The sequence below is a fragment of the Wenzhouxiangella sp. AB-CW3 genome, assembly GCF_014725735.1.
Lineage (GTDB): Bacteria > Pseudomonadota > Gammaproteobacteria > Xanthomonadales > Wenzhouxiangellaceae > Wenzhouxiangella.
In genome coordinates this window covers 1,801,198-1,826,488 of sequence record NZ_CP061368.1, presented here as the reverse complement: position 1 = coordinate 1,826,488, position 25,291 = coordinate 1,801,198, and the positions used below count along the sequence as shown (strand labels likewise).

25 protein-coding genes are annotated in these 25,291 nt (G+C 62.3%); 7 read left to right on the top strand and 18 right to left on the bottom strand.

Annotation, left to right across the window (positions count from 1 at the left end):
* Positions 1 to 66: 66 nt before the first annotated feature.
* The 6 genes from IC757_RS07960 to putA all read right to left on the bottom strand — a co-directional run bounded on the left by IC757_RS07960 (position 67) and on the right by putA (position 7,471).
* Positions 67 to 666 carry a hypothetical protein gene (locus IC757_RS07960; RefSeq protein ID WP_190976790.1) on the bottom strand — a complete coding sequence of 200 codons (600 nt, stop codon included), beginning with the start codon at positions 664 to 666 and terminating at the stop codon, positions 67 to 69.
* Positions 667 to 741: 75 nt separating this feature from the next.
* Positions 742 to 1,056 carry a DUF1820 family protein gene (locus IC757_RS07955; protein WP_190976789.1) on the bottom strand — a complete coding sequence of 105 codons (315 nt, stop codon included), beginning with the start codon at positions 1,054 to 1,056 and terminating at the stop codon, positions 742 to 744.
* Positions 1,057 to 1,067: 11 nt separating this feature from the next.
* A complete protein-coding gene (locus IC757_RS07950) occupies positions 1,068 to 1,772 on the bottom strand; it encodes a rhomboid family intramembrane serine protease (protein WP_223846310.1) in 705 nt (234 codons plus the stop codon).
* Entirely contained in the window at positions 1,769 to 2,674 is a 906-nt protein-coding gene (locus tag IC757_RS07945; protein WP_190976788.1) for a general secretion pathway protein GspB, read from the bottom strand. Before IC757_RS07945 ends, IC757_RS07950 begins: the two co-directional genes overlap by 4 nt.
* A gap of 7 nt (positions 2,675 to 2,681) precedes the next feature.
* Positions 2,682 to 4,232: an ExeA family protein gene (locus IC757_RS07940; protein ID WP_190976787.1), complete on the bottom strand. Its 1,551-nt coding sequence runs from the start codon at positions 4,230 to 4,232 to the stop codon at positions 2,682 to 2,684.
* Positions 4,233 to 4,309: 77 nt separating this feature from the next.
* Entirely contained in the window at positions 4,310 to 7,471 is a 3,162-nt protein-coding gene (gene putA, locus IC757_RS07935) for a bifunctional proline dehydrogenase/L-glutamate gamma-semialdehyde dehydrogenase PutA (RefSeq protein WP_190976786.1), read from the bottom strand.
* A 189-nt stretch (positions 7,472 to 7,660) separates the two neighbouring features.
* On the opposite strand from putA, the gene IC757_RS07930 reads away from it, so the two are divergent.
* From IC757_RS07930 to IC757_RS07905, 6 genes are read left to right on the top strand one after another with little or no spacing between them, the layout of a single operon-like run.
* The gene (locus IC757_RS07930) at positions 7,661 to 8,155 is read left to right on the top strand and encodes a DUF2244 domain-containing protein (protein ID WP_190976785.1); all 495 of its coding nucleotides are present in this window, start codon (positions 7,661 to 7,663) and stop codon (positions 8,153 to 8,155) included.
* Between the two features lie 22 nt (positions 8,156 to 8,177).
* On the top strand, positions 8,178 to 9,089 hold the full coding sequence (gene coxB, locus IC757_RS07925) for a cytochrome c oxidase subunit II (RefSeq protein WP_190976784.1): 912 nt from the start codon (positions 8,178 to 8,180) through the stop codon (positions 9,087 to 9,089).
* Between the two features lie 23 nt (positions 9,090 to 9,112).
* A complete protein-coding gene (gene ctaD, locus IC757_RS07920; protein WP_190976783.1) occupies positions 9,113 to 10,723 on the top strand; it encodes a cytochrome c oxidase subunit I in 1,611 nt (536 codons plus the stop codon).
* A 7-nt stretch (positions 10,724 to 10,730) separates the two neighbouring features.
* Positions 10,731 to 10,880, top strand: a complete 150-nt coding sequence (locus IC757_RS07915; RefSeq protein WP_190976782.1) for a hypothetical protein — start codon at positions 10,731 to 10,733, stop codon at positions 10,878 to 10,880.
* Positions 10,877 to 11,449: a cytochrome c oxidase assembly protein gene (locus IC757_RS07910; protein WP_190976781.1), complete on the top strand. Its 573-nt coding sequence runs from the start codon at positions 10,877 to 10,879 to the stop codon at positions 11,447 to 11,449. The genes IC757_RS07915 and IC757_RS07910 overlap by 4 nt, the downstream gene beginning before the upstream one ends.
* Positions 11,450 to 11,463: 14 nt before the next feature.
* Positions 11,464 to 12,324 carry a cytochrome c oxidase subunit 3 gene (locus tag IC757_RS07905; RefSeq protein WP_190976780.1) on the top strand — a complete coding sequence of 287 codons (861 nt, stop codon included), beginning with the start codon at positions 11,464 to 11,466 and terminating at the stop codon, positions 12,322 to 12,324.
* Positions 12,325 to 12,345: 21 nt separating this feature from the next.
* Here the strand turns inward: IC757_RS07905 and IC757_RS07900 are convergent, their stop codons facing one another.
* Both IC757_RS07900 and IC757_RS07895 read right to left on the bottom strand, forming a co-directional pair.
* Complete coding sequence (locus IC757_RS07900) at positions 12,346 to 12,804, bottom strand: hypothetical protein (RefSeq protein WP_190976779.1); 459 nt, start codon at positions 12,802 to 12,804, stop codon at positions 12,346 to 12,348.
* The gene (locus IC757_RS07895; protein WP_190976778.1) at positions 12,801 to 14,717 is read right to left on the bottom strand and encodes a CBS domain-containing protein; all 1,917 of its coding nucleotides are present in this window, start codon (positions 14,715 to 14,717) and stop codon (positions 12,801 to 12,803) included. Before IC757_RS07895 ends, IC757_RS07900 begins: the two co-directional genes overlap by 4 nt.
* A 200-nt stretch (positions 14,718 to 14,917) precedes the next feature.
* On the opposite strand from IC757_RS07895, the gene fadD reads away from it, so the two are divergent.
* Positions 14,918 to 16,606, top strand: coding sequence for a long-chain-fatty-acid--CoA ligase FadD (fadD, locus tag IC757_RS07890; protein WP_223846309.1), 1,689 nt, complete (start codon positions 14,918 to 14,920; stop codon positions 16,604 to 16,606).
* A gap of 1 nt (position 16,607) precedes the next feature.
* Here fadD and dinB read toward each other — a convergent pair whose 3' ends face one another.
* The 10 genes from dinB to fabG all read right to left on the bottom strand — a co-directional run bounded on the left by dinB (position 16,608) and on the right by fabG (position 25,282).
* Positions 16,608 to 17,669: a DNA polymerase IV gene (gene dinB, locus IC757_RS07885; RefSeq protein WP_190976776.1), complete on the bottom strand. Its 1,062-nt coding sequence runs from the start codon at positions 17,667 to 17,669 to the stop codon at positions 16,608 to 16,610.
* Positions 17,670 to 17,710: 41 nt separating this feature from the next.
* Positions 17,711 to 18,049, bottom strand: coding sequence for a PilZ domain-containing protein (locus tag IC757_RS07880; RefSeq protein ID WP_223846308.1), 339 nt, complete (start codon positions 18,047 to 18,049; stop codon positions 17,711 to 17,713).
* On the bottom strand, positions 18,049 to 19,023 hold the full coding sequence (gene holB, locus IC757_RS07875; protein ID WP_190976774.1) for a DNA polymerase III subunit delta': 975 nt from the start codon (positions 19,021 to 19,023) through the stop codon (positions 18,049 to 18,051). The genes IC757_RS07880 and holB overlap by 1 nt, the downstream gene beginning before the upstream one ends.
* A complete protein-coding gene (gene tmk / locus IC757_RS07870) occupies positions 19,020 to 19,643 on the bottom strand; it encodes a dTMP kinase (RefSeq protein WP_190976773.1) in 624 nt (207 codons plus the stop codon). The genes holB and tmk overlap by 4 nt, the downstream gene beginning before the upstream one ends.
* Positions 19,643 to 20,641, bottom strand: a complete 999-nt coding sequence (gene mltG, locus IC757_RS07865; RefSeq protein ID WP_223846307.1) for an endolytic transglycosylase MltG — start codon at positions 20,639 to 20,641, stop codon at positions 19,643 to 19,645. The genes tmk and mltG overlap by 1 nt, the downstream gene beginning before the upstream one ends.
* Positions 20,641 to 21,450 carry an aminodeoxychorismate lyase gene (gene pabC, locus IC757_RS07860; protein WP_190976771.1) on the bottom strand — a complete coding sequence of 270 codons (810 nt, stop codon included), beginning with the start codon at positions 21,448 to 21,450 and terminating at the stop codon, positions 20,641 to 20,643. The genes mltG and pabC overlap by 1 nt, the downstream gene beginning before the upstream one ends.
* Positions 21,443 to 22,789, bottom strand: a complete 1,347-nt coding sequence (locus tag IC757_RS07855) for an aminodeoxychorismate synthase component I (protein WP_190976770.1) — start codon at positions 22,787 to 22,789, stop codon at positions 21,443 to 21,445. The genes pabC and IC757_RS07855 overlap by 8 nt, the downstream gene beginning before the upstream one ends.
* Positions 22,790 to 22,844: 55 nt before the next feature.
* Positions 22,845 to 24,092 carry a beta-ketoacyl-ACP synthase II gene (gene fabF, locus IC757_RS07850; RefSeq protein WP_190976769.1) on the bottom strand — a complete coding sequence of 416 codons (1,248 nt, stop codon included), beginning with the start codon at positions 24,090 to 24,092 and terminating at the stop codon, positions 22,845 to 22,847.
* Between the two features lie 51 nt (positions 24,093 to 24,143).
* Positions 24,144 to 24,383 (bottom strand): acyl carrier protein, encoded by a 240-nt coding sequence (gene acpP / locus IC757_RS07845; RefSeq protein ID WP_190976768.1) that lies wholly within the window; start codon positions 24,381 to 24,383, stop codon positions 24,144 to 24,146.
* Positions 24,384 to 24,547: 164 nt separating this feature from the next.
* Positions 24,548 to 25,282 carry a 3-oxoacyl-ACP reductase FabG gene (fabG, locus tag IC757_RS07840; protein WP_190976767.1) on the bottom strand — a complete coding sequence of 245 codons (735 nt, stop codon included), beginning with the start codon at positions 25,280 to 25,282 and terminating at the stop codon, positions 24,548 to 24,550.
* Between the last annotated feature and the right edge of the window lie 9 nt (positions 25,283 to 25,291).

Sequence of the window (25,291 nt, the reverse complement as noted above, 5' to 3'; positions counted from 1 at the left end):
GACTTGTAGATTCCCCGAATGGTTTTGTACTTGCTATTTGAGTCGTTTCTGTCGACTGCTGACCGCCTATTCGTGGCCCCACGGTGCCGGCGGCGGCTCGACTGAACGGGTCAGATCGAACTCGGCGCGGAACACCCGACCGGGGCGCACCAGCTCGTAGGCAAACTGCTCGCCCGGCCGAACCTCCATCGACCACAGGTTGTCGATCGAGGCTTCCAGTCCGTTGGCCAGAAACAGGGCCCGGGAGTAATCGTCAACCAGAAAGGTCTGGCGCCAACTGCGCCCGGGATCGGTGGTCTGCCCGCCGTACCAGGTGACCGACTCTTCCGAGCCGTCGTCGTAGCGATGATCGTGCTTGAGGCGAAAGCCGTCGTCGGTACGGCTGACGATCCAGGTGCGTGACCGGTTCTCGCCCACGTGCAGCGGAATGCGGATCTCTTCCTCACTGCATTCACGCACGTGCATGATCACTTCGCGACCCAGCCAGCCATCATCCGAGGGTCTGGCAAAACCGGTCATCTCGCCGGAAAACGCCTTGCCGCACAACTCGGTCAGCGCTTCCCAGAAACGCTCGCCCGGATTGTCGTGATCGGGACCGGCCATGGCCAGGGAGGTCAGGACCAGCGTGCTCAGGCCCAACAGCAAATGCCGAATTCTGTAGTGCATGGTTGATTCCCTTTTGCAACAGCCGGGAACCTTAGCACAGCCCCCGCAGCGCGACCAGACTCCGGCGCGCACCGCTCAGCGCTTGCGTCGGGGGCCGTCAACCGGAAGCGGCGTCACCTTCTCGCCGGTCTGGGTGTCGCGAATCACACAGGTGCCCCGTTTTTTGACCTGCTCGACCCGAATGACCGAGTGCATCGGCACATGCAGAACCTCGACATCGGCAAACTCCTCGCGCAGGCGTTCTTCCGTGGGATCGATGACCATGCCGCTGTCATCCTCGAAGACCAGCTCCGAAACCTCGATGAATCCGTAGGACAGGTCGCTGCCGCTGACCTTGCGGGCGAACAGCTCGTAGACCTTGCCCTGATTGAGAAAAGATACCTTGTACATGCTTGCCTGTTTCAGTCGTCGTAGAAAGTTTGATCGATCCGGCCGGCGAACAGCCGCATGCTCAGCGCCGCGACCAGTCCGCCCATAAATCCGGCGATATGGGCCCACCAGGCCACCGCTCCGGACATGGGGCCGAACAGGCTGTAGAGCAACTGCAGGACGAACCAGGAGCCGATAACCAGCAGAGCCGGGACCCGGGCGAATTGCAGGAAAAGCCCCAGCGGTATCCACAGCCCCATCCGACGCTGCGGGAACAGGCCCAGGTAAATGCCGATGATGGCGGAAACACCCCCGCTGGCGCCTATAACCGGCGTGCTGGCACTACCCATCTGCCAGGCCACCGCCAGGTTGGCCAGCAGGCCCAGTGCCAGGAAGAGCATGAAGAAACGCCAGTGACCCAGGGCCCGCTCGACCGGAAATCCGAAGACCCAAAGATAGGCCAGGTTGCCGGCCAGGTGCAGCCATTCGGCATGAATGAACAGGGCCGTGACCAGCCCGAGCAGATGCTGGTCCAGCCAGCCTCGCACCGGACCGGCCAGCACGGACATCACTTCGGCGGGCACGAACCCCCAGAAGTGCAGCCAGGCCTCGGCCAGGGGCGGTTCAAGCAGCGAATAGGCGACCTTCATCGACAGGCAGGTAATGCCCAGCCCCAGCAGGGTCAGGGGCCAGGTCGCCGCTTGCCGGCGCGTCGGCGACAGACGCTGGACAATCACGGTTCAAGCAGGAATCGGTGCTCGCGAAAATCGACGATGGCCCCTTCACGCCGAATATCGACCAAGCGCGCACCATCTGCCAGGCGGTCGCCGGGCACGTAGCGTTCTCCGTTGATCAGCACGAACCGGCTTCCCTCTTCCGGCGAAAAGACATGAATGCTCAGGTTGAGATCGGGAAGCTCTCGCCGCACGGACAGCGGCAACTCCCAGGCCCTGACATACTCGGCGGCAGACGGCCGCCATTCTCCGTCGGTGGTCTCGGTCAACGCCTCAACCGCCGCTTCGTCGACGTCGGGATCGGCCTCGGCGATCTCCTGCTCGGGCTCGTCGGTTGCGGGAGTGAGATCTTCCGGCCTGGTTTCTTCTGTGGTTTCTTCCGTGGCCTCGTCCCGGGCGCGCTGTTCAACCTCGCGCGCCTGGCGCTCGATCTCGGCCATGGCGTCGTCATGATCGGTGACGATACGCTCCCGCTGCACGGCCGGACGACTGACGTCGCGTTCAGATGCCCGGGGTGGCGAGCGCCGCCGGCGATCCTCGGTCACATCGGCCGTCTCGGGTTCGGCGGCCTCCTCAGGCGCCTCGTCGAGGGTGTCGATCGCATCAGCCGACCGGGCATCAGCCAGCGCTTGCTCGGGATCAGCCAGCTCCTCGTCGGCAACATCGGCCACCGGCGCGGCCGGCTCCTGCTGCGGCACGAGCGGCAGCCAGCCCGGCTGGGTCAGGTAGGCGCCAACACCGCCGATCACCAGGAACAACGGCACCACCCACAACAGATGGCGAAAAGGGCGCCGCCATCGACGACGGGAGTAGCGTCCGTCATCCTGCGACGAGTGCAGATCGGGCACCTCGCCGGCACGACGACGCGCTTCGGACTTTCTCAGGGCATCGAGAATGAAGGACACGCCGGTTTCAGCCTCCGTTGAAATCTGTCTGCAGTGCGGGTGCGTCGTCGTGAGGCGCTTTGAGGAACAAGCGCGTGGCCGGCCCGATCACGCCGTCGTCGGCCAGACCATGTCGACGCTGAAACGCCTCCACCCACTGACGGAAAGCCTCATCATACTGGTCACCGGTTCCACCCGTCCATTCCGGCTCGCCGACTTCCTCGGCCAGACGCTTCATTCGCTCCACCTCACTGCCGGAATCTCCCAGGCGCAGCAGGCCGCCGTCATCGGGCCAGACAACGTAGAAATCGCCCAGCCAGCGCCGGTCGAGCTGGCGCACGGGCACGCGGTAGTCCTGCCCGTGGTAACGCAGGACCACATGGTCACCATCCATACCCACCATCAGCACACGGGCCGAATGGGGTTGCTCCAGGCTGAGGATGACGGGCAGGCCAATACTGACCACATAATTCCAGCTACCACGCAGTGTCAGGCAGGCCAAACCGGCCTGGTTCGAGTCCCGCGCCGTGCAGGCTTCCACGATTTCGGCACGATTGACACGTGGCCAGACGGTGGCCATTTCGGCCCAGGCGGAATCCGGCCCCAGTCCGGCAAGCATGTTCTGCCAGGCGGCCATGCTCTGCCCGGCATCGGGTTCGCGCTCATGCATGATGGCCCAGCCCAGCGCACCACCCGCGGCCAGAATCAGGCCGACTGACAGTGCCGCCACGGTGCCGCGCAGCCACCCACCCGATGGCTCGGGCTCCTCGCCGGCCACCTCGCGGGCGGCAGCCCAGACCAGGCCGGCACCCACTCGCTCCTGCTCCCGGGCGTAGCCGGCCATCAGGGAACGGTCGGCGATGATGTTGACCAGGCGCGGTATGCCCTCCGAAGCCTCGAAAATGGCACGCAGTGCCTTATCGGTAAACGGGCAGTGTTCGGCACCGGCGACTTCAAGGCGATAGCGAATATAGTGTTCGGTCTCGTCGCGATTGAGCGGATCCAGATGGAATCGGGCGGTGATGCGCTGTGCCAGCTGACGCAATTCGGCCCGGGCCAGCAGCTCACGCAGTTCCGGCTGTCCGATCAGGATGATCTGCAGCAACTTGTCAGTGGCGGTTTCCAGGTTGGTGAGCAGGCGGATCTGCTCCAGCGCTTCCCGGTTCATGTTCTGCGCCTCATCGATGATGAGGACCACTTTCTGTCCGGCTGCGTGCCTGTCGAGCAGGAAACGGTTGAGATGGTCCTGAATGCTCTGCAGGCTGCCATCACTGTCTGCCAGGTCAATCTCCAGCTCGCCGCAGATGGCCCGCAACAGTTCGGCGGGGCTGAGCATGGGATTGAGAATCAGCGCAATCTGGGTGTTGTCCGGAATCTGCTCCAGCACCACGCGGCACAACGTGGTCTTGCCGGTCCCCACCTCACCGGTCAGCTGCACGAAACCGCCGCTACCGCCCTGCCCCACGCCATAGAGCAGGTGCGCCAGGGCATCGCGATGACGCTGACTGAGATAGACGAAGCGCGGGTTGGGCGTGATCGAGAACGGGCGCTCGCTGAGTCCGAAATATTGTTCGTACATGGCTACCTGGTTTCGAAATCGCCCACCCGGGCTGCCCTCGAATATGGGTCAGACCGACACTCTGCCTGAGTGCCGGCTCAATTGTCTGACAACGCGAGCAGGGATGCGTTGCCCCCGACCGCAGCCGTATTGACCGTAAGGGTGCGCTCGGTGCAGAACCGCAATACATAATGCGGACCACCAGCCTTGGGGCCGGTTCCCGACAGGCCTTCGCCGCCAAAGGGCTGCACGCCCACCACCGCGCCAGTCATGTTGCGATTGACATAGGCGTTGCCGACATGCAGCCGGTGGGCAATGTGGTGCTGGACCCGGTCGATGCGACTGTGCACCCCGGCGGTCAGGCCGTAGCCGATGGCATTGATCCGATCCAGCAGCTTGTCGAGATCGCGTGCCCGGTAGCGCAGGACATGCAGCACCGGGCCAAACACCTCGCCTTCGAGCTGGTCGATGCTTTCAATTTCGTAGGCGCAGGGCGCGAACCAGTAACCTTTGGGCAAGTCCTCCGGCAACGGCGTGCGAGCAATCAGGCGGCCCTCGCGCTCCATGCGGTCGGCATGAGCCTTCAGCATGTCGAGCTGATCCTGATCGATCACCGGGCCGACATCGGTTTCCAGCAAGCCAGGATCACCGAGCCTGACCTGGGCCATGGCACCGGCCAGCATTTCCGTCACCCGGTCAGCCACATCGGCCTGCACACACAGAATTCGCAACGCCGAGCAACGCTGTCCGGCACTGTGAAACGCCGACTGGATGACATCATCGACGACCTGCTCGGGCAATGCCGAAGAGTCCACGATCATGGCATTCTGCCCGCCGGTCTCGGCGATCAGGGTGGCCAGTGAACCGGTGCGTTCGGCCAGGGTCCGGTTGATGCGGTGCGCCGTTTCGGTCGAGCCAGTAAAGGCCACTCCGGCGATGCGCTCATCGCTGGTCAGGGCCGCACCCAGACGTCCATCGCCGGGCAGACACTGCAGGACCTGTGCCGGCACCCCGGCTTCGTGCATGAGCTCGACGGCTCGCGTGGCCACGATGGGCGTCTGTTCAGCCGGCTTGGCAATGACGCTGTTGCCCGCCACCAGCGCGGCACAGACCTGGCCTGTAAAAATGGCCAGGGGAAAGTTCCAGGGGCTGATGCAGACAAACACGCCGCGTCCGTGCAGGCGCAATTCGTTGTGCTCACCCGTCGGCCCGGGCATGACCATGGGCTCGGCCATATGCTGCCTGGCCTGCATGGCGTAGTAGCGCAGGAAATCCACCGCTTCGCGCACCTCGGCAATGCCGTCATGCAACGTCTTGCCGGCTTCTCGCGCGCACATGGCCATCAGCTCCGGGCCATGCTTCTCGTACAGATCTCCAATACGATCGAGCACGTCGGCCCGATGTTCGGCACCCTGTCGATCCCACTCAAGCTGGGCGCCCAGTGCGACATCGACGGCCTTGCCCGCATGTTCGACCGGCGTCCAGCGAACCTGGCCAACCCGCCGGCCAAGATCGGCCGGAGAATGCGCCTCGACGGTCTCGCCCGTGCTCGGCACATCGTGGCCCAGCGGACGCGCTTCCCAGTCGCGCCCGGCGGCCGTGGTCATCTCGGCAGTCAGCGCAGCCAGCACCGACTCCTGGGGGAAATTGATGCCCCGGCTGTTGGTCCGGCCCTTGCCGTAGATATCAGCCGGCAGGGGGATTTTCGGATGCGGGATCGTGGCCAGGGCCTGGACCTCGCCGATCGGGTCATCCACGACCTCCTCGGGCGGCAGCTTCTCGTCGACGATTCGATTGACAAACGAGGTGTTGGCACCGTTTTCCAGCAGCCGGCGCACCAGGTAGGGCAACAGATCCTTGTGGTTGCCGACCGGAGCGTAGACCCGACATTCGCCATTAAAGCCATCATTGTCCAGCACCTCTTCGTAGAGTTGCTGACCCATGCCATGCAGGCGCTGGTACTCGAACTCGCTGTTGTCGCCGGCCAGTTCGGTGATGATCGAAATGGTGTGGGCATTGTGCGTGGCGAACTGCGGATAGAAGGCGTCGCCCATCGACAGCAGCTTGGCGGCGCAGGCAATGTAGCTGAGGTCGGTGTTGACCTTGCGGGTAAACACCGGGTACCCATCCAGCCCCTCGATCTGGGCCAGTTTGATCTCGGTGTCCCAGTAGGCGCCCTTGACCAGGCGAATGGGAATGCGGTGGCCGGTTTCCCGCGCCCGCTCGGCCAGCCAGTCGATCGCCACCCAGGCACGCTTCTGGTAGGCCTGCAGGGCCAGGCCGAATCCGTCCCAGCCCTTCAGCTCGGGCGAACGCAGCACCTCGGCAAAGATGTCGAGCGAAATGGTCAGCCGGTCGGCTTCCTCGGCATCGACTGTCAGGGCAATATTGTGGTCACGTGCCTGGCAGGCGAGATCCCGAAGTACCGGCACCAGCTCGGTCATCAAACGATCACGTTTGGTGAACTCATATCGCGGGTGCAGGGCCGAGAGCTTGACCGAGATCGACGGTGCCGAAAAGATGTCCGGGTCGTCGGTGGAGCGTCCGATTGAATCGATCGCTTCACTATAGGAGTGACGGTAGCGCTCGGCATCCTCGGCAGTCATGGCAGCCTCACCGAGCATGTCAAAGGAGTAGCGGAAACGGCGATTGGCCTTCTTGCGCGAGCGCTCCAGGGCCTTGTCGATATTGCGCCCCATGACGTACTGGTGACCCATGATGCGCATGGCCTGGCGAATGGCCAGCCGCACCACCGGCTCGCCGGACTTGTTGGCGATCCGGGTCAAGGCCGATCCCAGATCACGCCGGGCCGAATCGCTGACGCTGACCATGCGTCCAGTCAGCATCAAGCCCCAGGTGCCAGCGTTGACAAATACTGAACTGCTCTTGCCCAGATGCGATTCCCAGTCGGCATCGGACAGCTTGTCGGAAATCAGCTTTTCGGCCGTTTCGTTGTCCGGGATGCGCAGCAGGGCCTCGGCCAGGCACATCAGAATCACGCCCTCTTCCGACGACAGGTCGTACTCGCGCATGAAGGCCTCCATGACCCCGGCGTCACGGCTGCGCTCGCGGACCTGTCGCACCAGCTCCACGGCCCGGTCGCGCACCGCGCTGCGGCGACCCGGATTGAGCTGTACCTGCTCGAGCAAAAAGCGCACGTGTTCAGTCTCGTCGACCAGCCAGGCCCGGTCCATGGCGGTGCGAAGGGAGTCCTGCTCGGGAAGGTCCGATGCGACAAATTCTGGGGTGGTCTGCGTCATGCTGAGAGGCTCTACTGAGTTGCGTGTTGAACAAACCGCCAAGTGTAACCGAAGCACCGAGGTGCGGGGCTACTGCCCAGAGGGCCAGCGCAGCACCGGATTTTGCCCAAAAGTGGAATTCGGCTTACCCGTGACTGACCGCTTGGGCTAGAATATTGACCAAAATCAAACCGGGCATGGCCCGCCATCGTGATCGAGGTGCAGCACAGCAAGGCAGGTGATGATCTGACGGTCATTGAAGCCCGCTCGAATCTGTCGATGACGCTGGACAGGCTGGCCGCGGTCTTTCTGGGTCTCAGCGCCGTGGTGCTGTTGCTGGCCCTGGCGACCACCATCATGGGCTACTGGCCCATCATGCTGGTTGCCGTTGCCCACCTGGTTCTGGTCGGGTGGTGTCTGCGACTGGCATGGCGCGGCAACTGGGCACGAGAGCGCTTCCTGGTCGGCCGGCGAGAGGTCGTGGTCGAGCATTATGACCACCGCCAGCAGAAACGAACGGTCTGGCCGGCCTCCTGGCTGAGAGTAAAGATCAAAGAGGGTGCCCTGGGTGAACGGCACGTGGTACTCAGTTGCCAGGGACGACGTCAGGTGATCGGCTCCTTTCTGCCGGTACCGGAACGGCTCGACCTGGCACGGGCGCTGAAAGAATGTCTCCGGCCGCGATCGGCATGGAGCGATGAATGAACATTGACATGGTGAATCGAGGATGAAGAGAACCAACGAACTGATCGTCGCACTGGCAGTGCTGGCCGTGGTCACCGTGATCACCTGGGGCCTGTTTGCCGTTGGCGACAACATGCCGCGTGGTGTCACGCCCTTCAGTCAGAGCGTCTACCAGCTGCACAACACCGTCATGGGCATTGTCACGGTCATCGGGATACTGGTGTTTACCGCGATGTTCACATCGGTCGTCGTTCATCGCAAGTCCAAGGGGTACGAACCGGCCAAGTTCACTCACTCCACCAAGGCCGAGATCACCTGGACGACGATTCCGGTGCTCATCCTTATCGTGATTGCCATTCCGGCCACCACCGTCCTTATCGACATGGAAGACACCGGTGGTGCGGAGATGAACGTCAAGATCACCGGCTACCAGTGGCTCTGGAAGTACGACTACATCGAAGACGGCATCAGTTTCTTCTCGGCCCTGGATCGTGAAAGCAACCGTGCTCGCCAGATCGGATCGGGCATCGACCCTCGCGATGTCGACAACTACCTGCTCGAGGTCGACAACCGGCTGGTGCTGCCCACCAACACCCGGATTCGCTTCCTGCTGACCGCCGATGACGTCATTCACTCCTGGTGGGTGCCCGATCTGGGCTGGAAGCGCGATGCCATCCCCGGCATGGTCAATGAAGCCTGGACGTACATCGAGGAAGAAGGTGTTTACCGCGGCCAGTGTGCCGAGCTGTGCGGCAAGGACCACGGCTTCATGCCCATCGTCATCGAGGCGATTTCCCCCGAGGACTATCGTCGCTGGGTTGAAGAGCAGAACGGGACCGCCGCCACCGACCCGGAAAGCCACCCGAGCTTTGTTGGCGGAAACGACAGCGCCGACAAGGATGAGGACACCACCGCTGTGGTCGATCTCGATATCGTCGCAAGCGACCAGGGATAAGCAGGAATCAGGAACGGATCATCATGAGCAACGCTACTACTGCGCATCACGACGAACATCATGAGCACCCCACCGGGCTGGCCCGGTGGCTGTTTACAACCAATCACAAGGAGATCGGCACCCTTTACCTGGTGTTTTCGCTGATCATGTTCCTGGTCGGCGGCGCCATGGCGCTGGTGATTCGCGCCGAGCTGTTCGCTCCGGGGCTGCAGCTGGTCAATCCGGAATTCTTCAACCAGATGACCACCATGCATGCGCTGGTGATGATCTTCGGTGCGGTCATGCCCGCATTCGTGGGCCTGGCCAACTGGATGATTCCGCTGATGATCGGTGGCCCCGACATGGCACTTCCACGGATGAACAACTGGTCATTCTGGATCCTGCCGTTTGCCTTCGCCATTCTGCTCTCGACTCTGTTCATGCCGTCGGGCGGCCCGTCGTCGGGGTGGACGCTCTACCCGCCGCTGTCGCTGCAGGGTGGCAATTCGCTGGCCTTTGTCGTGCTGTCGATCCACCTGCTCGGCATTTCGTCGATCATGGGCGCCATCAACGTGATCGCCACCATCCTGAACATGCGCGCACCCGGCATGACCCTGCTGCGCATGCCGCTGTTCGTCTGGACCTGGCTGATCACCGCATTCCTGATCATCGCCGTCATGCCGGTGCTGGCTGGCGCGGTCACCATGCTGCTGACCGATCGTTTCTTCGGCACCAGCTTCTTCAATGCCGCCGGCGGCGGTGATCCGGTGCTCTACCAGCACATCTTCTGGTTCTTCGGACACCCGGAAGTCTATATCCTGATTCTGCCGGCCTTCGGGATCATCTCCGAGATCATTCCGACCTTCTCGCGCAAGCGGCTGTTCGGATATACCGCCATGGTCTACGCCACCGCGACCATCGCGTTCCTGTCGTTCATCGTCTGGGCCCACCACATGTTCACGGTGGGCATGCCGCTGGGCGCGCAGCTGTTCTTCATGTACGCCACCATGGTCATTGCCGTACCCACCGGCGTGAAGATTTTCAACTGGATATCGACAATGTGGCGCGGTTCGATGACTTTCGAAACGCCCATGCTGTTTGCGCTGGGCTTCCTGGTGATGTTTACCATTGGCGGGCTGTCCGGGCTGATGCTGGCCATCGTGCCGGCCGACTACCAGTACCACGATTCCTACTTCGTGGTCGCCCACTTCCACTACGTGCTGGTCACCGGCGCCGTGTTTGCCATCATGGCCGGGGTCTACTACTGGCTGCCAAAATGGACCGGCCACATGTATGACGAGAAACTGGGCAAGATTCACTTCTGGTGGTCGACCATTTCGGTCAACGTACTGTTCTTCCCGCAGCACTACCTGGGCCTTGCCGGCATGCCGCGACGCATTCCTGACTATGCCGTCCAGTTCACCGAGTTCAACATGATCTCTTCGATCGGCGGCTTTGCCTTCGGCTTTGCCCAGCTGCTGTTCGCCTACATCGTCTGGAAGTGTGCTCGCGGCGGCGCGCCGGCCACCGCCCAGGTGTGGGAAGGTGCGCGTGGACTGGAGTGGACCGTGCCCTCCCCCGCGCCCCTGCACACCTTCGACGAGCCGCCGAAGGTCGATGACAGCGTGGCCGTCCACCAGGACAACCTGAGCTGAGTGGATAATGACCGGGAATGACGATCAAGAACCGGATGATCGACGGCGACATCGTCGCAAGTCGATCATCCGCACCGCCGTCGCGCTGTTTACGGTGGTGGTGCTGATTTATCTGTTCTTCGTCGGACAGGGCATCTGGAGCTATTACACGCAATGACTGACAAGACGATCGACAAACGCAAGCAGTCCCTGCCCCTGCTGGTCGGAAAACTGGCCGGCCTGGCTGTGGTGATGTTCGGTTTCGGCTACCTGCTGGTGCCGCTTTATGACAAGTTTTGCGAAGTCACCGGGCTGGGCGGGCGTACCGGCGATGCCGTGGTCGAGGAGACGCTGAGCAGCGAGATTGATTACTCGCGCACGGTGCTGGTGCATTTCGACTCCAACGTCAACTCGTCACTGCCTTGGGAGTTCCGACCCACCGAAGTCATGATGGAGGTCCACCCGGGCAAGCTCTACGAAACGACCTACTATGCCCGCAACCAGTCGGATCAGCCGGTCGTCGCACAGGCCGTACCGTCCGTTGCACCCGGTCAGGCATCGTTGTATTTCAACAAGACCGAGTGTTTCTGCTTTACCGAGCAATTGCTGCGAGCAGGTGAGTCTCAGGACATGCCCGTGCGTTTCATTGTCGACCCCAACCTGCCAGACCGGGTCGACATGGTCACGCTGTCGTATATCATCTATCACAATGAAGAAGCCACCGCAGTACTTGCCGCTGCGGACTGATCAGGGAGTCATCAATGGCACAAGGCGCTTACTACGTACCTCATTCCACCAAATGGCCGCTCGTCGGATCGGTCGGGATGTTCATTTTCGCCATCGGTTCGGCCAACTGGCTGAATGGTGGACCCACCGGCCCATGGCTGTTTGCGCTGGGTGGCGCAACCATCATCTACATGATGTTCGGCTGGTTTGCCGAAGTCATTCGTGAATCGGAAGGTGGCCTGTACAACGATGCCGTCAGCCGCTCTTTCCGCCAGGGCATGATCTGGTTCATTTTCTCCGAGGTCATGTTCTTTGCCGCCTTCTTCGGTGCGCTGTTCTATGCCCGGATGTTCGCCGTACCCTGGCTGGGTGGAGATGGCACCGGAGCAATGACCAACCAATTCCTGTGGCCCCAGTACGATGCAACCTGGCCAACCCATGGTCCCGCCGAGCTCGGTGGCGACTTCCAGACCATTCCCGGTTTCGGCCTGCCGCTGATCAACACGCTGATTCTGCTCACCTCGGGCGTGACGCTGACGCTGGCGCACTGGGCCCTGAAGAAGGCTCGCCGTACCGCCCTGCTGTTCTGGATGGTGGCCACGGTCGTGCTGGGTCTCATCTTCCTGACCATTCAGGGCTACGAGTACATTCATGCCTACCGCGATCTGGGCCTGACGCTGGGTTCCGGCATTTACGGCTCAACCTTCTTTATGCTGACCGGCTTCCACGGACTGCACGTCATCATCGGCGCCATCATGCTGATCGTCATCACGATTCGCTGTGCGGCAGGTCACTTTACGAAGGCGAACCACTTCGGCTTCGAAGCCGCTGCCTGGTACTGGCACTTCGTCGACGTGGTCTGGCTCGGACTGTTTATCTTTGTCTACGTGGTCTGATGAAATCCCGGGGCGGGCCGTTTACTGACGGCCCGCCACCGCTTCCCACTCGGCCGACACCAGCATCCATTCACCCCCGTCACGACGCCACCCGCTCTCCACCCGGTACCAGCGCCCGGTTTCCGGGATCAGACCACTGCCACCGGTCAACACCACCTGGAAACTGGCCACTGCCCTTCCCTCGCCACGCAGTGACACATCGACATCGAACAACCTGGCATTGAGTTGTTCCCTTGCCTGCTGCTCACGCATCAGGAGCAGGCGGGCCGAGCGCCGGTCGAAATCCCCGGAAATGCCCGTGAAGTCCTCGGCGACGGGGGCAATCACACCACGCACATCGCCGTCAGCCAGGGCCGCTGCCATCTCTTGAAGTGTGGCCGCGATCTGATCTTCATCGGCGCCGGGAGTTGAGCAGGCTGACAGCAAGGCAATGGTCGCGACCATGATCGGCCATCGCAGCGACGGGTGCAGTATCCTCACCGACCGGTTTCCAGGTAGGTTTCCAGCAACCGGCCGGCAACCACCAGCAGGTCGTACTCGGTGACCAGGCCTACCAACTTGCCGGCCTCGGCGACCGGCAGACAGCTGAGCCGCCTCTCGCGCATCAGACGAATGGCGTCCACCGTGGTGGTGTCGGGAGACACCGTTACCGGATCGGAACGCATGATGTCACGGACGGTGACTGCATCCTCACCCCGTCCGCCTCTTGCGACCAGGCGCAGCAATTGTCTGTGCGAAACCAGACCCAGTAGCTGCCCGGCATCGTCTTCCACCGGCACATGGCGAACATGCCGCCACTCCATGAGGCTGGCGGCAAAATCAACGATATCGTCCGGGCGCACTGTGAACAGGTCGGTAGCCATGAACTGTCCAACCGTTCGGTAGCTGTCACGCCAGTCCTGGGTGCCGCACCAATCGGCCAGTTCCCACTCGGCGATGGGCTTGCCGCGCTCGGACTGCTCGATCATGCTGCTGGTCAGCGCCCTCAGCCGCTCGTGGTGGCTGCCTTTTTCGCCCATGCGCTCAAGCGACTCGAGTTGCCAGCGCGCGCCGGTCATGCGACTCTCCACGCGTTGCTGTATGACCCCCAGATAACGTTCGACATCCTGGCTGTCGATGCCGGCATCGGTCAGTCCTTCGTGGGCCAGCGGAAGCAGTTCCTCGACGATCAGTTGCTGGGCGGTCATCTGACGCTCGTCAAACCACACCTGCTGGGCCTTCAAACCCTCCCGGGCGGCGGCCAGGAAATTGCTTTTGACGTCAGAGAATGCCAGTTTGTCGCGGATATCCTCGCCCGAGCGCGACAGACCGGACATCATGCCGAAGAAAAAGGCGGCATTGGCCACTTCGTCAAGCACCGTCGGCCCGGAGGGTATGACCCGGTTCTCGATGCGCAGATGCGGCTTACCGTTGTCGGAAATGCCGTAGCAGGCGCGATTCCAGCGATAGACGGTACCGTTGTGCAGGCACAGGGCACGCAGCCTAGGTACCTCGTTGCGCCGCACCATGCCGATGGGATCATCCTCGAATTCGGTGGTGAGCACGACGCGGAAGCGCGCAATGTCTTCCTGAAAGATCTCGATGACCGACTGATCGATCCACTGATCACCAAAGTGAACACGCGGCTTGTGACCACGCGCCGCATGAGCTTCCGAGCGAGCGTCGATGGAATGCTCGAATACGGCAATCCGGCTTTCGTGCCACAGGCGCTTCCCCAGCAGGATCGGAGAATTGACGCAACTGGCCAGCAACGGCCCGGTAACCGCCTGGGCAATGTTGTAGAGCGGCGCAAACTCGTCGGCGCCGACCTGAAAATGGACCTGGAAGCTGGTATTGCAGGCCTCCAGCATGAGATTGTCGTGGTTGAAGTGAAGCTGATCGATGCCCTTGATGGAAAAGCGAAAATTGCTGCCGCGCAGCCTCAGCAGGGCCTCGTTGAGGGCAAAATAGCGGGCGGTGGGAACCATCGCCTCGAGGTTCAGGTGCTCGAGGGTCAGGGTCGGCAGAATGCCTACCAGGGCCACCCGGCTGTCGACTTCGCCGGCCTTCTCCCTGGCCATCCGATACACCTCGTCGGCCTCGCGCTCAAGCTGACTCAGGCAGTCGCCGCCCAGCTCCAGTGGCGAAAGATTGGCCTCCAGGTTGAAAAGTCCGAGCTCATGAGTAAAGCGGGGGTCGTCAATCCGCTCGAGCAACTGCATGGCCGTCATGGCCGGACGGCTGGCCCCATCGACCAGGAACATTTCCTGTTCGGCGCCGATCCGGCGAATGCCGGACTCGATCATCCCGGCCTGAAGCATGTCCTCCAGCGCTCGCACTTCGTCGAGCAGTGCCTTCATGAACGCTCGTCGCGTCTGTTCGTCGGAGGTCTGCTCTACGTTCTGCTCGCCCATGCCGCAGTCTCACTGAACTTCAACGGATGATAAACGCGAATGCGTGAACGGGCAAATTTACTCACCGTTCTGCCTGTTCGACCTTCGGCAGGGCCACGGACAGCCCCCCCCTCACGGCCAGCGCTGATGCTTGTCTCAGGGCCGAAGCTGTGCCAAGCTTCAGGGTCAGGACTCATAGAAAAAAATGGGGTATGACAGACATGACCGACAAGCCATGGCTTGACGAGTACGCACCCGGCGTTCCGACCGAAATCGACATGAGCGAGTTCGACTCGGTCGTCGACGTCATCAACAAGAGCTGTTCGGAGTACAGCGACAAGACCGCCTACATCAATTTTGGTGCCGGTCTGACTTATGGTGAAATCGACCGGCACAGCGCCGCCTTTGCCGCGCGCATGCAGGAGATGGGGCTGGAAAAGGGCGACCGCATCGCGATCATGATGCCCAACGTCCTGCAGTACCCGATTGCCCTGTTTGGCGCATTGCGAGCCGGCTTGGTCGTGGTCAATACCAACCCGCTCTACACCGCTCGGGAACTCAAGCACCAGCTCAACGATTCCGGGGCCCGGGCGATCGTCATCATGGAGAACTTCGCCAGTGTGCTCGAAGCGGTCATCGACGACACGGAAGTCGAGCATGTCATCCTGACCTCCATGGGCGACATGGTCGGGTTTCCCAAGGGCATGATCATGAATTTCGTGCTCAGGCACATCAAGAAGATGGTGCCTTCCTACAGCCTGCCCGATGCAATGTCATTTCAGTCCGTGCTCTCGCAAGGTACATCACGCCAGTTCGAACCGGTGTCTCTCAACCATGACGATCTGGCCTTCCTGCAGTACACCGGCGGAACGACCGGTGTGTCCAAGGGCGCCATGCTCACGCATGGCAACATGGTGGCCAACATGCAGCAGGCTTCCGCCTGGCTGGGTGACAACATCTCGGTTGGCGAGGAGATCATCGTCACCGCCCTGCCCCTCTATCACATCTTCGCACTGACGGCCAACTGCCTGGTGTTCATGAAGTTCGGTGGCACCAACGTGCTGATCACCAACCCGCGCGACATGCCCGGCTTCGTCAAGGAACTGGGCAAACATCCCTTTACCGCGATCACGGGCGTCAACACGCTGTTCAACGGCCTGCTCAATACTCCCGGGTTCGAGAATCTGGACTTTTCGAACCTGCGCATGACGCTGGGCGGGGGCATGGCCGTGCAACGCGCCGTGGCCGAACGCTGGAAGAAAGCCACCGGTACCCCGCTGATCGAAGCCTATGGACTGACCGAAACCTCGCCGGCTGCCTGCATCAACCCGATGAACCTGCAGGACTACAACGGTGCCATCGGGCTGCCCATTTCATCAACCGAGTGTCGCGTTATCGACAGCGAAGGCAAGCCGCTGCCGGTCGACGAAACCGGCGAGTTGTGCGTCAAGGGCCCGCAGGTGATGAAGGGCTACTGGAACCGACCGGAGGAAACCGCCAAGGTGCTCGACGACGAGGGCTGGCTGCGCACCGGCGACATGGCCAAGATGGACGAGAAAGGCTACTTCTACATTGTCGACCGCAAGAAGGACATGATTCTCGTCTCGGGCTTTAACGTCTATCCCAACGAGATTGAAGACGTGGTCGCCGCACATCCCAAGGTGCTCGAGGTCGGTGCCATCGGCGCACCCGACGAGAAATCCGGCGAGGTCGTCAAGGTCGTGGTCGTGCGCAAGGACGACTCGCTGACGGTCAAGGAGCTCAGAGAGTACTGCCGCGGGGAACTGACCGGCTACAAGGTGCCCAAGTACGTGGAATTTGTCGACGAGCTGCCCAAGACCAATGTCGGAAAAATTCTGCGGCGCGAACTCCGTGATCAGCACGGCGAGCCGCAAAGCTCGGAGGACTGACTCAGTCCAGCCTTTCGGTTTCGTCGGGGTGTTCGGTCAAGCCGGACACCCCGACGCCAACCAGGCGCAGCGCAAATGATCGGCGCCAGTCCGCCCAGCGTCGGAAAAGGCCGCAGGCACTGCCCGCGATGACTGCCTCGCAGCGCGTATATCCTTCCAGCGACTCACTGCGCGTGACCGTGGAAAAGCCACCCGAGCGCAGCTTGATGGTGACGGTCTTCCCATATAGCCCCTTGTTGCGCAGCCGTTCGGCCACCTGTCCTGACAGCCGGGCGATCAAATGTTCGATATCCGCCGCCTGCCTTAGATCCTGACGCAGGGTCGTTTCCTGGCTGACCGAGCGTCGTTCGCGCTCCGGCTGCACCCGGCGCTCGTCCATGCCGGCAGCGCGCAGCTTCAACTCCCCGCCCTGCGCTCCGAAGAGCTGCTGCAGTACATCCGCGCCGGTCTGGCGCAGTTGCCCAACGGTGTAGATACCGGCATCGTTGAGCCGCGCGGCACTGCGCGGCCCGATACCCCACAGCCGCTGCACGGGCAGTGGGTCAAGGTAGCGATGTACGTGCTCGGGCCGGATGTAGACCAGTCCGTCGGGCTTGTCGTAATCCGAGGCGATCTTGGCAATCAGCTTGTTGTGGGCCATGCCCACCGACGCGGTCAGCCCGAAGCGTTCGGCAATGACAGTCTTGATTGCCAGGCCGATCGACTCTATGCTGCGCCCGCCGGCCACCGCTGCACTCACGTCGAGAAAGGCTTCATCCAGGCTCAATCCCTCGACCTGTGATGTCCACTGACGAAACACCGAAAAGATGCCGGAAGAGACTGCTCGATAACGCTCAAAGTGCGGCTTGACGAACACCCCGTCCGGGCAGAGACGACGGGCCCTGGCAGCCGGCATGGCCGAGCGAACCCCGAACTGGCGGGCTTCGTAGCTGGCCGCGGCAACCACGCCACGCCGGCCGCTGCCGCCGACCATCACCGCGCGGCCACGCAGCTCCGGGTAATCGCGCTGCTCGACGCTGGCAAAGAAGGCGTCCATGTCGACATGGATCACGGCCCGGTGCATTGCGGAGATTCAGCCGTCCCGGCGGTGCATCCGCCGGTCGATCAGAGGGTACGAGTGGGACGATCGCCCTCAAGCATGCCGGCCAGAAGGGAAACGATAGTGCTTTGCGCCTGCTTTCCTTCGGCCGAATCCGAGAACTGCACGCCGACACCACTGTGAATGCCATGCTGGCTGCCCGGCGGCGTCAGCCAGGCGACCTTGCCAGGAATGGCGATACGCTCCTCGCCCATCAGCCCCAGCAGAATCAGGACTTCATCGCCCAGGTTGAATTTCTTGCGCGTGGGCACGAACAGGCCGCCGTTGATCAGAAACGGCATGTAGGCAGCATAGAGCTCCTGCTTGTCTTTCACGTTGTAGGAAAGTATGCCCTTCTGTGCCATCAGCGCTGGTTCCCGTTTCCGATCATCGACTGCCATTCTAGCAGCCATTGGCCCAGGGCGAGATCCTGTCGCAGCGCCCCGCTCCGGGCGGCGCGACGACCCTCCAGTGCCCGCTCCCACAGACGGGCCAGTTGCCTTGGTGGCAGGTCGCGTGGCAACTGCTGGCGTTCGGGAATGAACAGGTCATCCCCTGCCCCGCCACCCTGTTTCATCAGCACGACCAGCCAGCGCGCGATCCATTGCCAGGTGCTGGCAGCATCGACCTGCCAGTGCTGCAGCCACTCGGCGGAGCGTGCGCCGAGTTCGGGCGACAGCAACTGCTCGAGGATACCGAAGCCACGCTCCAGCTCTTCTTTCTCGAGCAGATCACGGGCGACCAGGGGTGCGCCACCGGCCAGTGCAAGTGCGGCGGCCCGACGTTGGCCATCGGTGTCGGGGCAGCTTTCAGACAACCATTGATCGGCTTGCTGGCCGGGAGGCGGCCTGAGCACCAGGCGCTGGCAACGACTGCGAACGGTGGCAGGCAGACTGGCCGGCTGGTCGCTGCACAGGATCAACCAGGCGCCGGCCGGCGGTTCCTCCAGGGTCTTGAGCAGCGCATTGGCCGCATTCCGGTTCATGGCATCGGCATCCACGAACAGGCCGACCCGGGCTCTGCTGATGGCCGGCGTCAACTGCATCTTCCCGATCAGGTCGCGAACCAGGTCAACCGGGATGACCTGTTTGTCCTCGGGCACGGCCACGGGAAAGTAATCCGGGTGAGCTCCGTGATCCAGCAACTCACACGAACGACAACGCCCGCAGGGGCTGCCATCTGTCGGCTCAAGACACAGAATCCGGGCCGTGAGCCAATGTGCCAGCGCCCGCTTGCCCACACCCCTGGGCCCCTGGATCAAAGGTGCGTGGCCGAGGTGGTTGTTGTTCAGACGCCGATCCAGCGACTGCTTGTGTTCATCCAGCCAGGGCAGATTCATGCCAGTCGCTCCTGCAATGCGGCACGAATCCGGTCACTGACCTCCTGCAATGGCCGCGCGGCATCAATCACGACAAAGCGCTCCGGTTCCAGTTGCGCCTGCTCCAGATAGGCACTTCGAACACGCTCCATGAACGATGATTCACTTTGCTCGAATCGATCGGGACCACCCGAGCGCCCCCGGATTCTGGCCAGGCCCTGCTCGACCGGCACATCCAGCAGCAAGGTCAGATCGGGCAGACGATCGGGATGGACGAGCTTGGACAAGGCCTCCACCGGGGCCCGCCCCAGGCCACGGCCAGCGCCCTGGTAGGCCATGCTGGCATCGGTGAAGCGGTCGCTGACCACCACCTTGCCGGCAGCCAGCCCCGGACGGATCACGCGCGCCATGTGCTCGTTGCGCGCGGCAAACATCAGCATCAGTTCCGTCATGGGCGCCAGGCCGCCGGTATCGGGGTCCAGCAGCAACTCGCGAATCCGCTCTCCTGGCTGAGTGCCACCCGGTTCGCGCGTCAGCAGGAAGGGCCGGCCCCGAGATTCCAGCCACTCGCTGATGACTGTCAGTGCCGTGGTCTTGCCCGCGCCTTCGCCGCCTTCCAGGGTCAGAAAAAAACCACTCATCAGCGTCTGCCCCGGATGTAGCGATCGACCGCGGCATTGTGCTCGGCCAGCGTATCGGAAAACTGGTGGGTGCCATCACCCCGTGAAACGAAGTACAGCGAAGTGCCGTCTGCGGGATGAGCGGCCGCTTCCAGCGCAGCTCGTCCCGGCAGCGCAATCGGCGTGGGTGGCAGGCCATGCCGGGTGTAGGTGTTCCAGGGGTGGTCAGTGCGCAGATGCACGCGCCGGATACGGCCATCGAAATCATCGCCCAGCCCGTAGACCACAGTCGGGTCGGTCTGCAGGCGCATGCCGGTCTCGAGCCGGCGCACGAATACGCCGGCCACGCGGGCCCGTTCACTGGCCTGGCCGGTTTCCCGCTCGATGATCGATGCCAGCACCAGCAACTCGTCGGGTTCGTCCAGTGGCAGGTCCAGCGCCCGGCCCGACCAGACTTCTGACAGGACCCGGTTCATGTCCCTGTGCGCCCTGGCCATGAGTTCCAGGTCGGTGGTGCCACGAACAAAGAAATAGGTTTCGGGCAGAAACCGACCCTCGGCGTAGCAGCCTGAACAGCCCAGCCTTTCCATCAGGGCCGACTCATCGACGCCCCGCGTGGTCACTCGTATCCTCGGATCGGCATACAGCCTTTCGCGCATCTGCTCGAACGTCCAGCCCTCGACAATGGTCAGGCGATGGCTGCGCACCTCGCCGCGCTCAATCTGCTCGATCAGGCCGGCAACGGTCGTGCCCGGCTCGATCAAGTACTCGCCGGCCTTGAGCTGCGGTGCTTTCAGGCGCCCGTAAAGGCGCCAGCGCCAGTCATGACGGGCCACTTTCAGTGACTCAAGCTGACGCACCATGGCGCCATAACTGGTCCCCGGAGCCAGCCAGAGCACCATATCCCCCTCGGGATTAAGTGGCTGGTTTTGAAATCGTTGCCAGTCATGCACCAGCCAAAGCCCCGCTGAAAGAGCACCGGCAAGAAGCAGCACCAGGATCAGTTGAAGAATTCTCATCAAAGCTTGAGCCGTTCCATCCACAAGCGCTGCCATTCGCGGCAACGCGGGCCGATCGCCATTGGCCGACTGTCGATCTTCACAACCGGCCGGATTCCGGCAATCGAGTTTACCACCACCAATTCCGTGGCCCGGGCCAGGTCAGCACTGTCAAGATCAGCCACCTTGATCTCGATGTCCGGCTGCGACTGCAACCAGCTCAGACCCACGCCGCTCACCCCGGCACGGGTGGTTTTCGGGGTCAGCACCTCGTCTGCGCCAACCGCAATCACATTTGCGGCAATCGCTTCGACCAGCCGCTGGTCAGCATCGTACATCAGTGCCTCGTCCACACCCAGGCGCTTCCGCTCTCGGGCGGCAAGCACCTGTTCGAGGCGATTGCAATGCTTGAGACCGGCCAACGCAGAGCCGGTAGCCAGCCGAATCGAGCTGGTTATCACGCTGACTCCATCGCGTTGCTGATCAGCGATGACTTCGGGCCACTCGCGCCGATGCACGATCCGCCGGCAATGCGGAGGCTCGGGCGGCACGTAAGCCTGCCCGCCACTGCCCCGGGTCAGGGTGAGACGAATGACACAGCGTGAGCGACCGGCCAGTTGCAGGCATTCGTCATGGACGAGTGATTCCGCCGGCGGCACCAGTCCGATACGCTCGCAGCCATGAATCAGCCGTTGCCAGTGCCAGCGCCACAGAGGAGCTTCGCCGCTTCGAAACGCCACGGTTTCGAACAGGGCATCGCCGTAGAGCAGCCCCCGGTCATCGGCCGGAATCGCCGATTCGACGCGGCCGTCTATCAACATCTCAGTCATGACCAAGCGCCCGCAGCAATCCCTTGGCCTTGGCCACCGTCTCGGCCAGCTCGGCTTCGGGGTCGGAGTCGGCCACGATGCCGGCACCGGTGCGAAACGAAAGGGACTGTCCGTTGACATGCATGGATCGAATCAGGATGTTGAGATCGAGACTGCCATCGCGGCCAAGATACCCCAACGAACCCGTGTAGAAGCTGCGACCGCGCTGTTCGAGCTCGGAGATGATCTCCATGCAGCGCACCTTGGGACAGCCGGTGATCGTTCCTCCGGGAAAGACCGCGGCAATGGCATCGGCAGCACCCAGGCCCGGGCTCAGCTCGCCCCTGACATTGGACACGATATGGTGCACATGAGCATAACTCTCGATCACCATGAGTTCATCGACCTCGACGCTGCCCGGGCGACAGACGCGCCCCAGGTCATTGCGTTCCAGGTCAATGAGCATGATGTGCTCGGCCCGCTCCTTGGGATGAGAGACCAGTTCGCGCGACAGTGATTCATCCAGTCCGGCCGATGTGCCGCGCGGCCGGGTGCCGGCGATCGGCCGGGTCTGCACCTGCCCGTCGCGCACCTCGACCAGGCGTTCCGGTGAAGAACTGAGCACGGTGCCGCCAGGCAGGCGTGCCAGCGCGGCAAAAGGCGCCGGATTGGCCTGGGCCAGCGCCTGGTACAGGGCCAACGGATCGATCGGGTGATCGCTCTGACCCTGCCAGGCACGGGACAGGTTGACCTGAAACACATCGCCATCCAGGATCCACTCCCGGATTCGCCGTACACCTTCGGTGAAGCGTTCGCCGGCATCGGCCGTCACTCGCAAATCCGGCACCGGCAGTTGATTGATGGATCGCGGAGCAGTCGCCACGTCGGCGCGGGCCGCTTCCAGCGACTCGGCGTCCTCGGCAACCAGCCAGGTCTCGTCGCGCAGATGATCCTTCAGCAGCGCGGCCGGGCAACGTCGGGCCAGTGCAACGGGCAGGCCGTCACCGGCAGGAGGAAGGGCCAGGCCGGGCTCGATCTCGCCGGCCAGCTCGTAGCCGAGGTAAACGAACCAGCCACCGCAGAACGGGAGGCCGTCGATTCCTTCGCCCGGATAGCGCTCAGACCAGGAATTCAGACGCTCCAGAAACCGGTCACCCTCACCCGGCCCCTGCAGTCCACGCTCATCCGGCCAAAGTGTCAGGGTTTCGGCATTGGCGCGCAACAGCATCGACCAGCGCCCCAGTGCACCGGCCCGGGCCGAACTGGCCAGCAGAAACGGCCAGCGATCCGGCCAGCGATGATGAAGCGCAAGCAGAGAGGTGTCGGATGGCAGGCGAAGCTTTCTGACCGCCCGGCTCACGGGACTCTTGCCAGGTCACGGCAGCGGATGGACCGGCTGCCGCAGGTGATGCCAGTCATTCGAATCGCTTGAGCGCAAGGGTGCCGTTGGTGCCCCCAAATCCGAAGGAATTGCTCAGGGCAACTCGAATCGGCTTTTCACGGGCTTCATGGGGCACCAGGTCAATACCGGCACAGGCCTCGTCGGGCTGGTCCAGGTTGATGGTGGGAGGAACCACGCCATCGCGCAGCGCCAGTGCGGTGAAGATGGCCTCGATGCCGCCGGCCGCGCCCAGCAGGTGCCCGGTCATGGACTTGGTCGAACTCATCATCACTTCACCGGCGTGGTCTGCAAAAGCCGTACGCACGGCATCGCATTCGGCCACATCGCCGGCTGGCGTGGACGTGCCATGCGCATTGATGTAATCGACCGACTGCGGATCAACGCCGGCATCACGCATGGCGCTGACCATGCAGCGTGCCGCACCTTCTCCGCCTTTGGGAGGAGACGTGATGTGGAACGCATCGCCGCTCATGCCGTAACCGGCCACTTCGGCGTAGATCTGTGCGCCGCGCTTGCGCGCATGCTCGAGGTCTTCAAGCACAACAACCCCGGCCCCGTTGCTGAGTACGAAACCATCGCGATTGGCATCCCAGGGCCGGCTGGCCCGGCTTGGCTCGTCATTGCGTGTCGACAACGCCCTGGCCGCCGTGAAACCGCCATAGGCCGTGGGGGTGGTTGCATACTCGGCGCCCCCGGCAATCATTACATCGGCATCACCATAGGCAATCATCCGCGCCGCATCCCCGATATTGTGCGTGGCCGTCGTACAGGCGGTCACGATGGAGATGTTTGGTCCTTTGTAGCCATAACGGATCGAGATGTTGCCCGAGATCATGTTGATGATCACGCCGGGAACGAAAAACGGCGAAATCCGCCGCGGACCGTTGTCAAGAAAGCTCTGATAGGTCTGCTCGATGGTTGAAATGCCACCGATGCCGGCGCCGATGGCCAGACCATAGCGCTCAGCATTATCCGGATGCTCTTCCAGCCCGGCATCGCCAATGGCCTGTATGGCCGCGGCCATGCCGTAGTGGATGAAGGGATCGGACTTGCGAGATTCCTTGGGGTTCAGGTAGTCGCTCACGTCGAAATCACGAATCTCCCCGGCGATTCGTGCCGGGAAGCGTTCGGGATCGAAAGCCTGCAGCGGCCCGATGCCGCTGCGACCATGAACGACGGCATCCCATGCCGAGCGAACATCATTGCCTACCGGCGAGATGCATCCCATTCCGGTGATGACAATCCGACGATCACCCTGCATGGCCGACTCCTTGGTCGAAAAGCCCCTTCAAACAGACCTGGTTCATCAGACTTACTTGTCGACGTTGGCCTTGATGTAGTCGATCGCCTGCTGAACACTGGTGATCTTTTCGGCCTCTTCATCGGGAATCTCGCATTCGAATTCCTCTTCCAGGGCCATGACCAGCTCCACGGTATCCAGGGAGTCGGCACCCAGATCGTCGACAAAAGAAGCACTGGGGGTCACTTCGTCTTCCTTGACGCCCAGCTGTTCGATTACGATTTTCTTGACTCGTTCTTCAATGCTGCTCATTGGTGGTTTCCTCATTTGAACAAGGGTTGCCCGAAGCGGGCACATTGTAGTGAACATTCGAGTTCACTGCCAGTTGAGTTGACCACCGACATCCATTCCTACCCCGGTGGTCCAAAACAATTTATTGTCTTTATATCAGTCGGTTGTCAAAGACTCTTGATAGATCAGGTCATGTACATGCCGCCATTGACATGCAGCGTCTGGCCACTGATATAGCCGCTGGCCTCGCTGGCCAGAAACCCGACACAGGCGGCCACATCGGCGGCCGTACCCAGGCGGCCCAGCGGTATGCCGCCCTGCAGCTTCTCTCGCTGTGATTCGTCCAGCGCCCGGGTCATGTCGGTATCGATGAAACCGGGAGCGACCACGTTGGCCGTAATGCCGCGACTGCCCACTTCGTGTGCCACGGAGCGGGTAAAGCCGGCCACACCAGCCTTGGCGGCAGCGTAGTTCGACTGTCCGGGATTGCCGCTGTAGCCCACCACCGACGAAATGTTGACGATACGCCCGAAGCGGGCCTTGAGCATGCCCCGCAGGCAGGCGCGGGTCGTGCGCATCACGCCACGCAGATTGGTGTCGATGACGGCATCCCAATCATCGTCCTTGAGGCGCATGAGCAACTGGTCGCGCGTGATCGCCGCGTTGTTGACCAGGATGGTGACAGCGCCGGCCTCGCTGGCGATATGAGAGATGGTTTCGTTGATGCTGTCGGCATCGGTCACATTGAGCGCCAAGCCACGTCCGGCACCCAGCCGCTCGCTGATGGCCGCGGCACCTGATTCACTGGTGGCGGTGCCGAACACCTCGGCGCCCATCTCTCTCAGCCAGTCAGCCGTAGCCTGGCCGATACCACGGCTGGCACCCGTGACCAGGGCCACCCGACCTTCAATTCTGCTCATCGCCTCTGG

Bases quoted from the DNA above. Each gene is read 5' to 3' on its own strand.
- mltG (WP_223846307.1), bottom strand. From the start codon at position 20,641: ATGAGAATTCTTCAACTGATCCTGGTGCTGCTTCTTGCCGGTGCTCTT.
- fabG (WP_190976767.1), bottom strand. From the start codon at position 25,282: ATGAGCAGAATTGAAGGTCGGGTGGCCCTGGTCACGGGTGCCAGCCGT.
- IC757_RS07955 (WP_190976789.1), bottom strand. From the start codon at position 1,056: ATGTACAAGGTATCTTTTCTCAATCAGGGCAAGGTCTACGAGCTGTTC.
- fabF (WP_190976769.1), bottom strand. From the start codon at position 24,092: ATGCAGGGTGATCGTCGGATTGTCATCACCGGAATGGGATGCATCTCG.
- pabC (WP_190976771.1), bottom strand. From the start codon at position 21,450: ATGACTGAGATGTTGATAGACGGCCGCGTCGAATCGGCGATTCCGGCC.
- IC757_RS07905 (WP_190976780.1), top strand. From the start codon at position 11,464: ATGGCACAAGGCGCTTACTACGTACCTCATTCCACCAAATGGCCGCTC.
- IC757_RS07895 (WP_190976778.1), bottom strand. From the start codon at position 14,717: ATGGGCGAGCAGAACGTAGAGCAGACCTCCGACGAACAGACGCGACGA.
- tmk (WP_190976773.1), bottom strand. From the start codon at position 19,643: ATGAGTGGTTTTTTTCTGACCCTGGAAGGCGGCGAAGGCGCGGGCAAG.
- fadD (WP_223846309.1), top strand. From the start codon at position 14,918: ATGACCGACAAGCCATGGCTTGACGAGTACGCACCCGGCGTTCCGACC.
- ctaD (WP_190976783.1), top strand. From the start codon at position 9,113: ATGAGCAACGCTACTACTGCGCATCACGACGAACATCATGAGCACCCC.
- IC757_RS07940 (WP_190976787.1), bottom strand. From the start codon at position 4,232: ATGTACGAACAATATTTCGGACTCAGCGAGCGCCCGTTCTCGATCACG.
- coxB (WP_190976784.1), top strand. From the start codon at position 8,178: ATGAAGAGAACCAACGAACTGATCGTCGCACTGGCAGTGCTGGCCGTG.
- holB (WP_190976774.1), bottom strand. From the start codon at position 19,023: ATGAATCTGCCCTGGCTGGATGAACACAAGCAGTCGCTGGATCGGCGT.
- IC757_RS07960 (WP_190976790.1), bottom strand. From the start codon at position 666: ATGCACTACAGAATTCGGCATTTGCTGTTGGGCCTGAGCACGCTGGTC.
- IC757_RS07910 (WP_190976781.1), top strand. From the start codon at position 10,877: ATGACTGACAAGACGATCGACAAACGCAAGCAGTCCCTGCCCCTGCTG.
- IC757_RS07880 (WP_223846308.1), bottom strand. From the start codon at position 18,049: ATGGCACAGAAGGGCATACTTTCCTACAACGTGAAAGACAAGCAGGAG.
- acpP (WP_190976768.1), bottom strand. From the start codon at position 24,383: ATGAGCAGCATTGAAGAACGAGTCAAGAAAATCGTAATCGAACAGCTG.
- putA (WP_190976786.1), bottom strand. From the start codon at position 7,471: ATGACGCAGACCACCCCAGAATTTGTCGCATCGGACCTTCCCGAGCAG.
- IC757_RS07915 (WP_190976782.1), top strand. From the start codon at position 10,731: ATGACCGGGAATGACGATCAAGAACCGGATGATCGACGGCGACATCGT.
- dinB (WP_190976776.1), bottom strand. From the start codon at position 17,669: ATGCACCGGGCCGTGATCCATGTCGACATGGACGCCTTCTTTGCCAGC.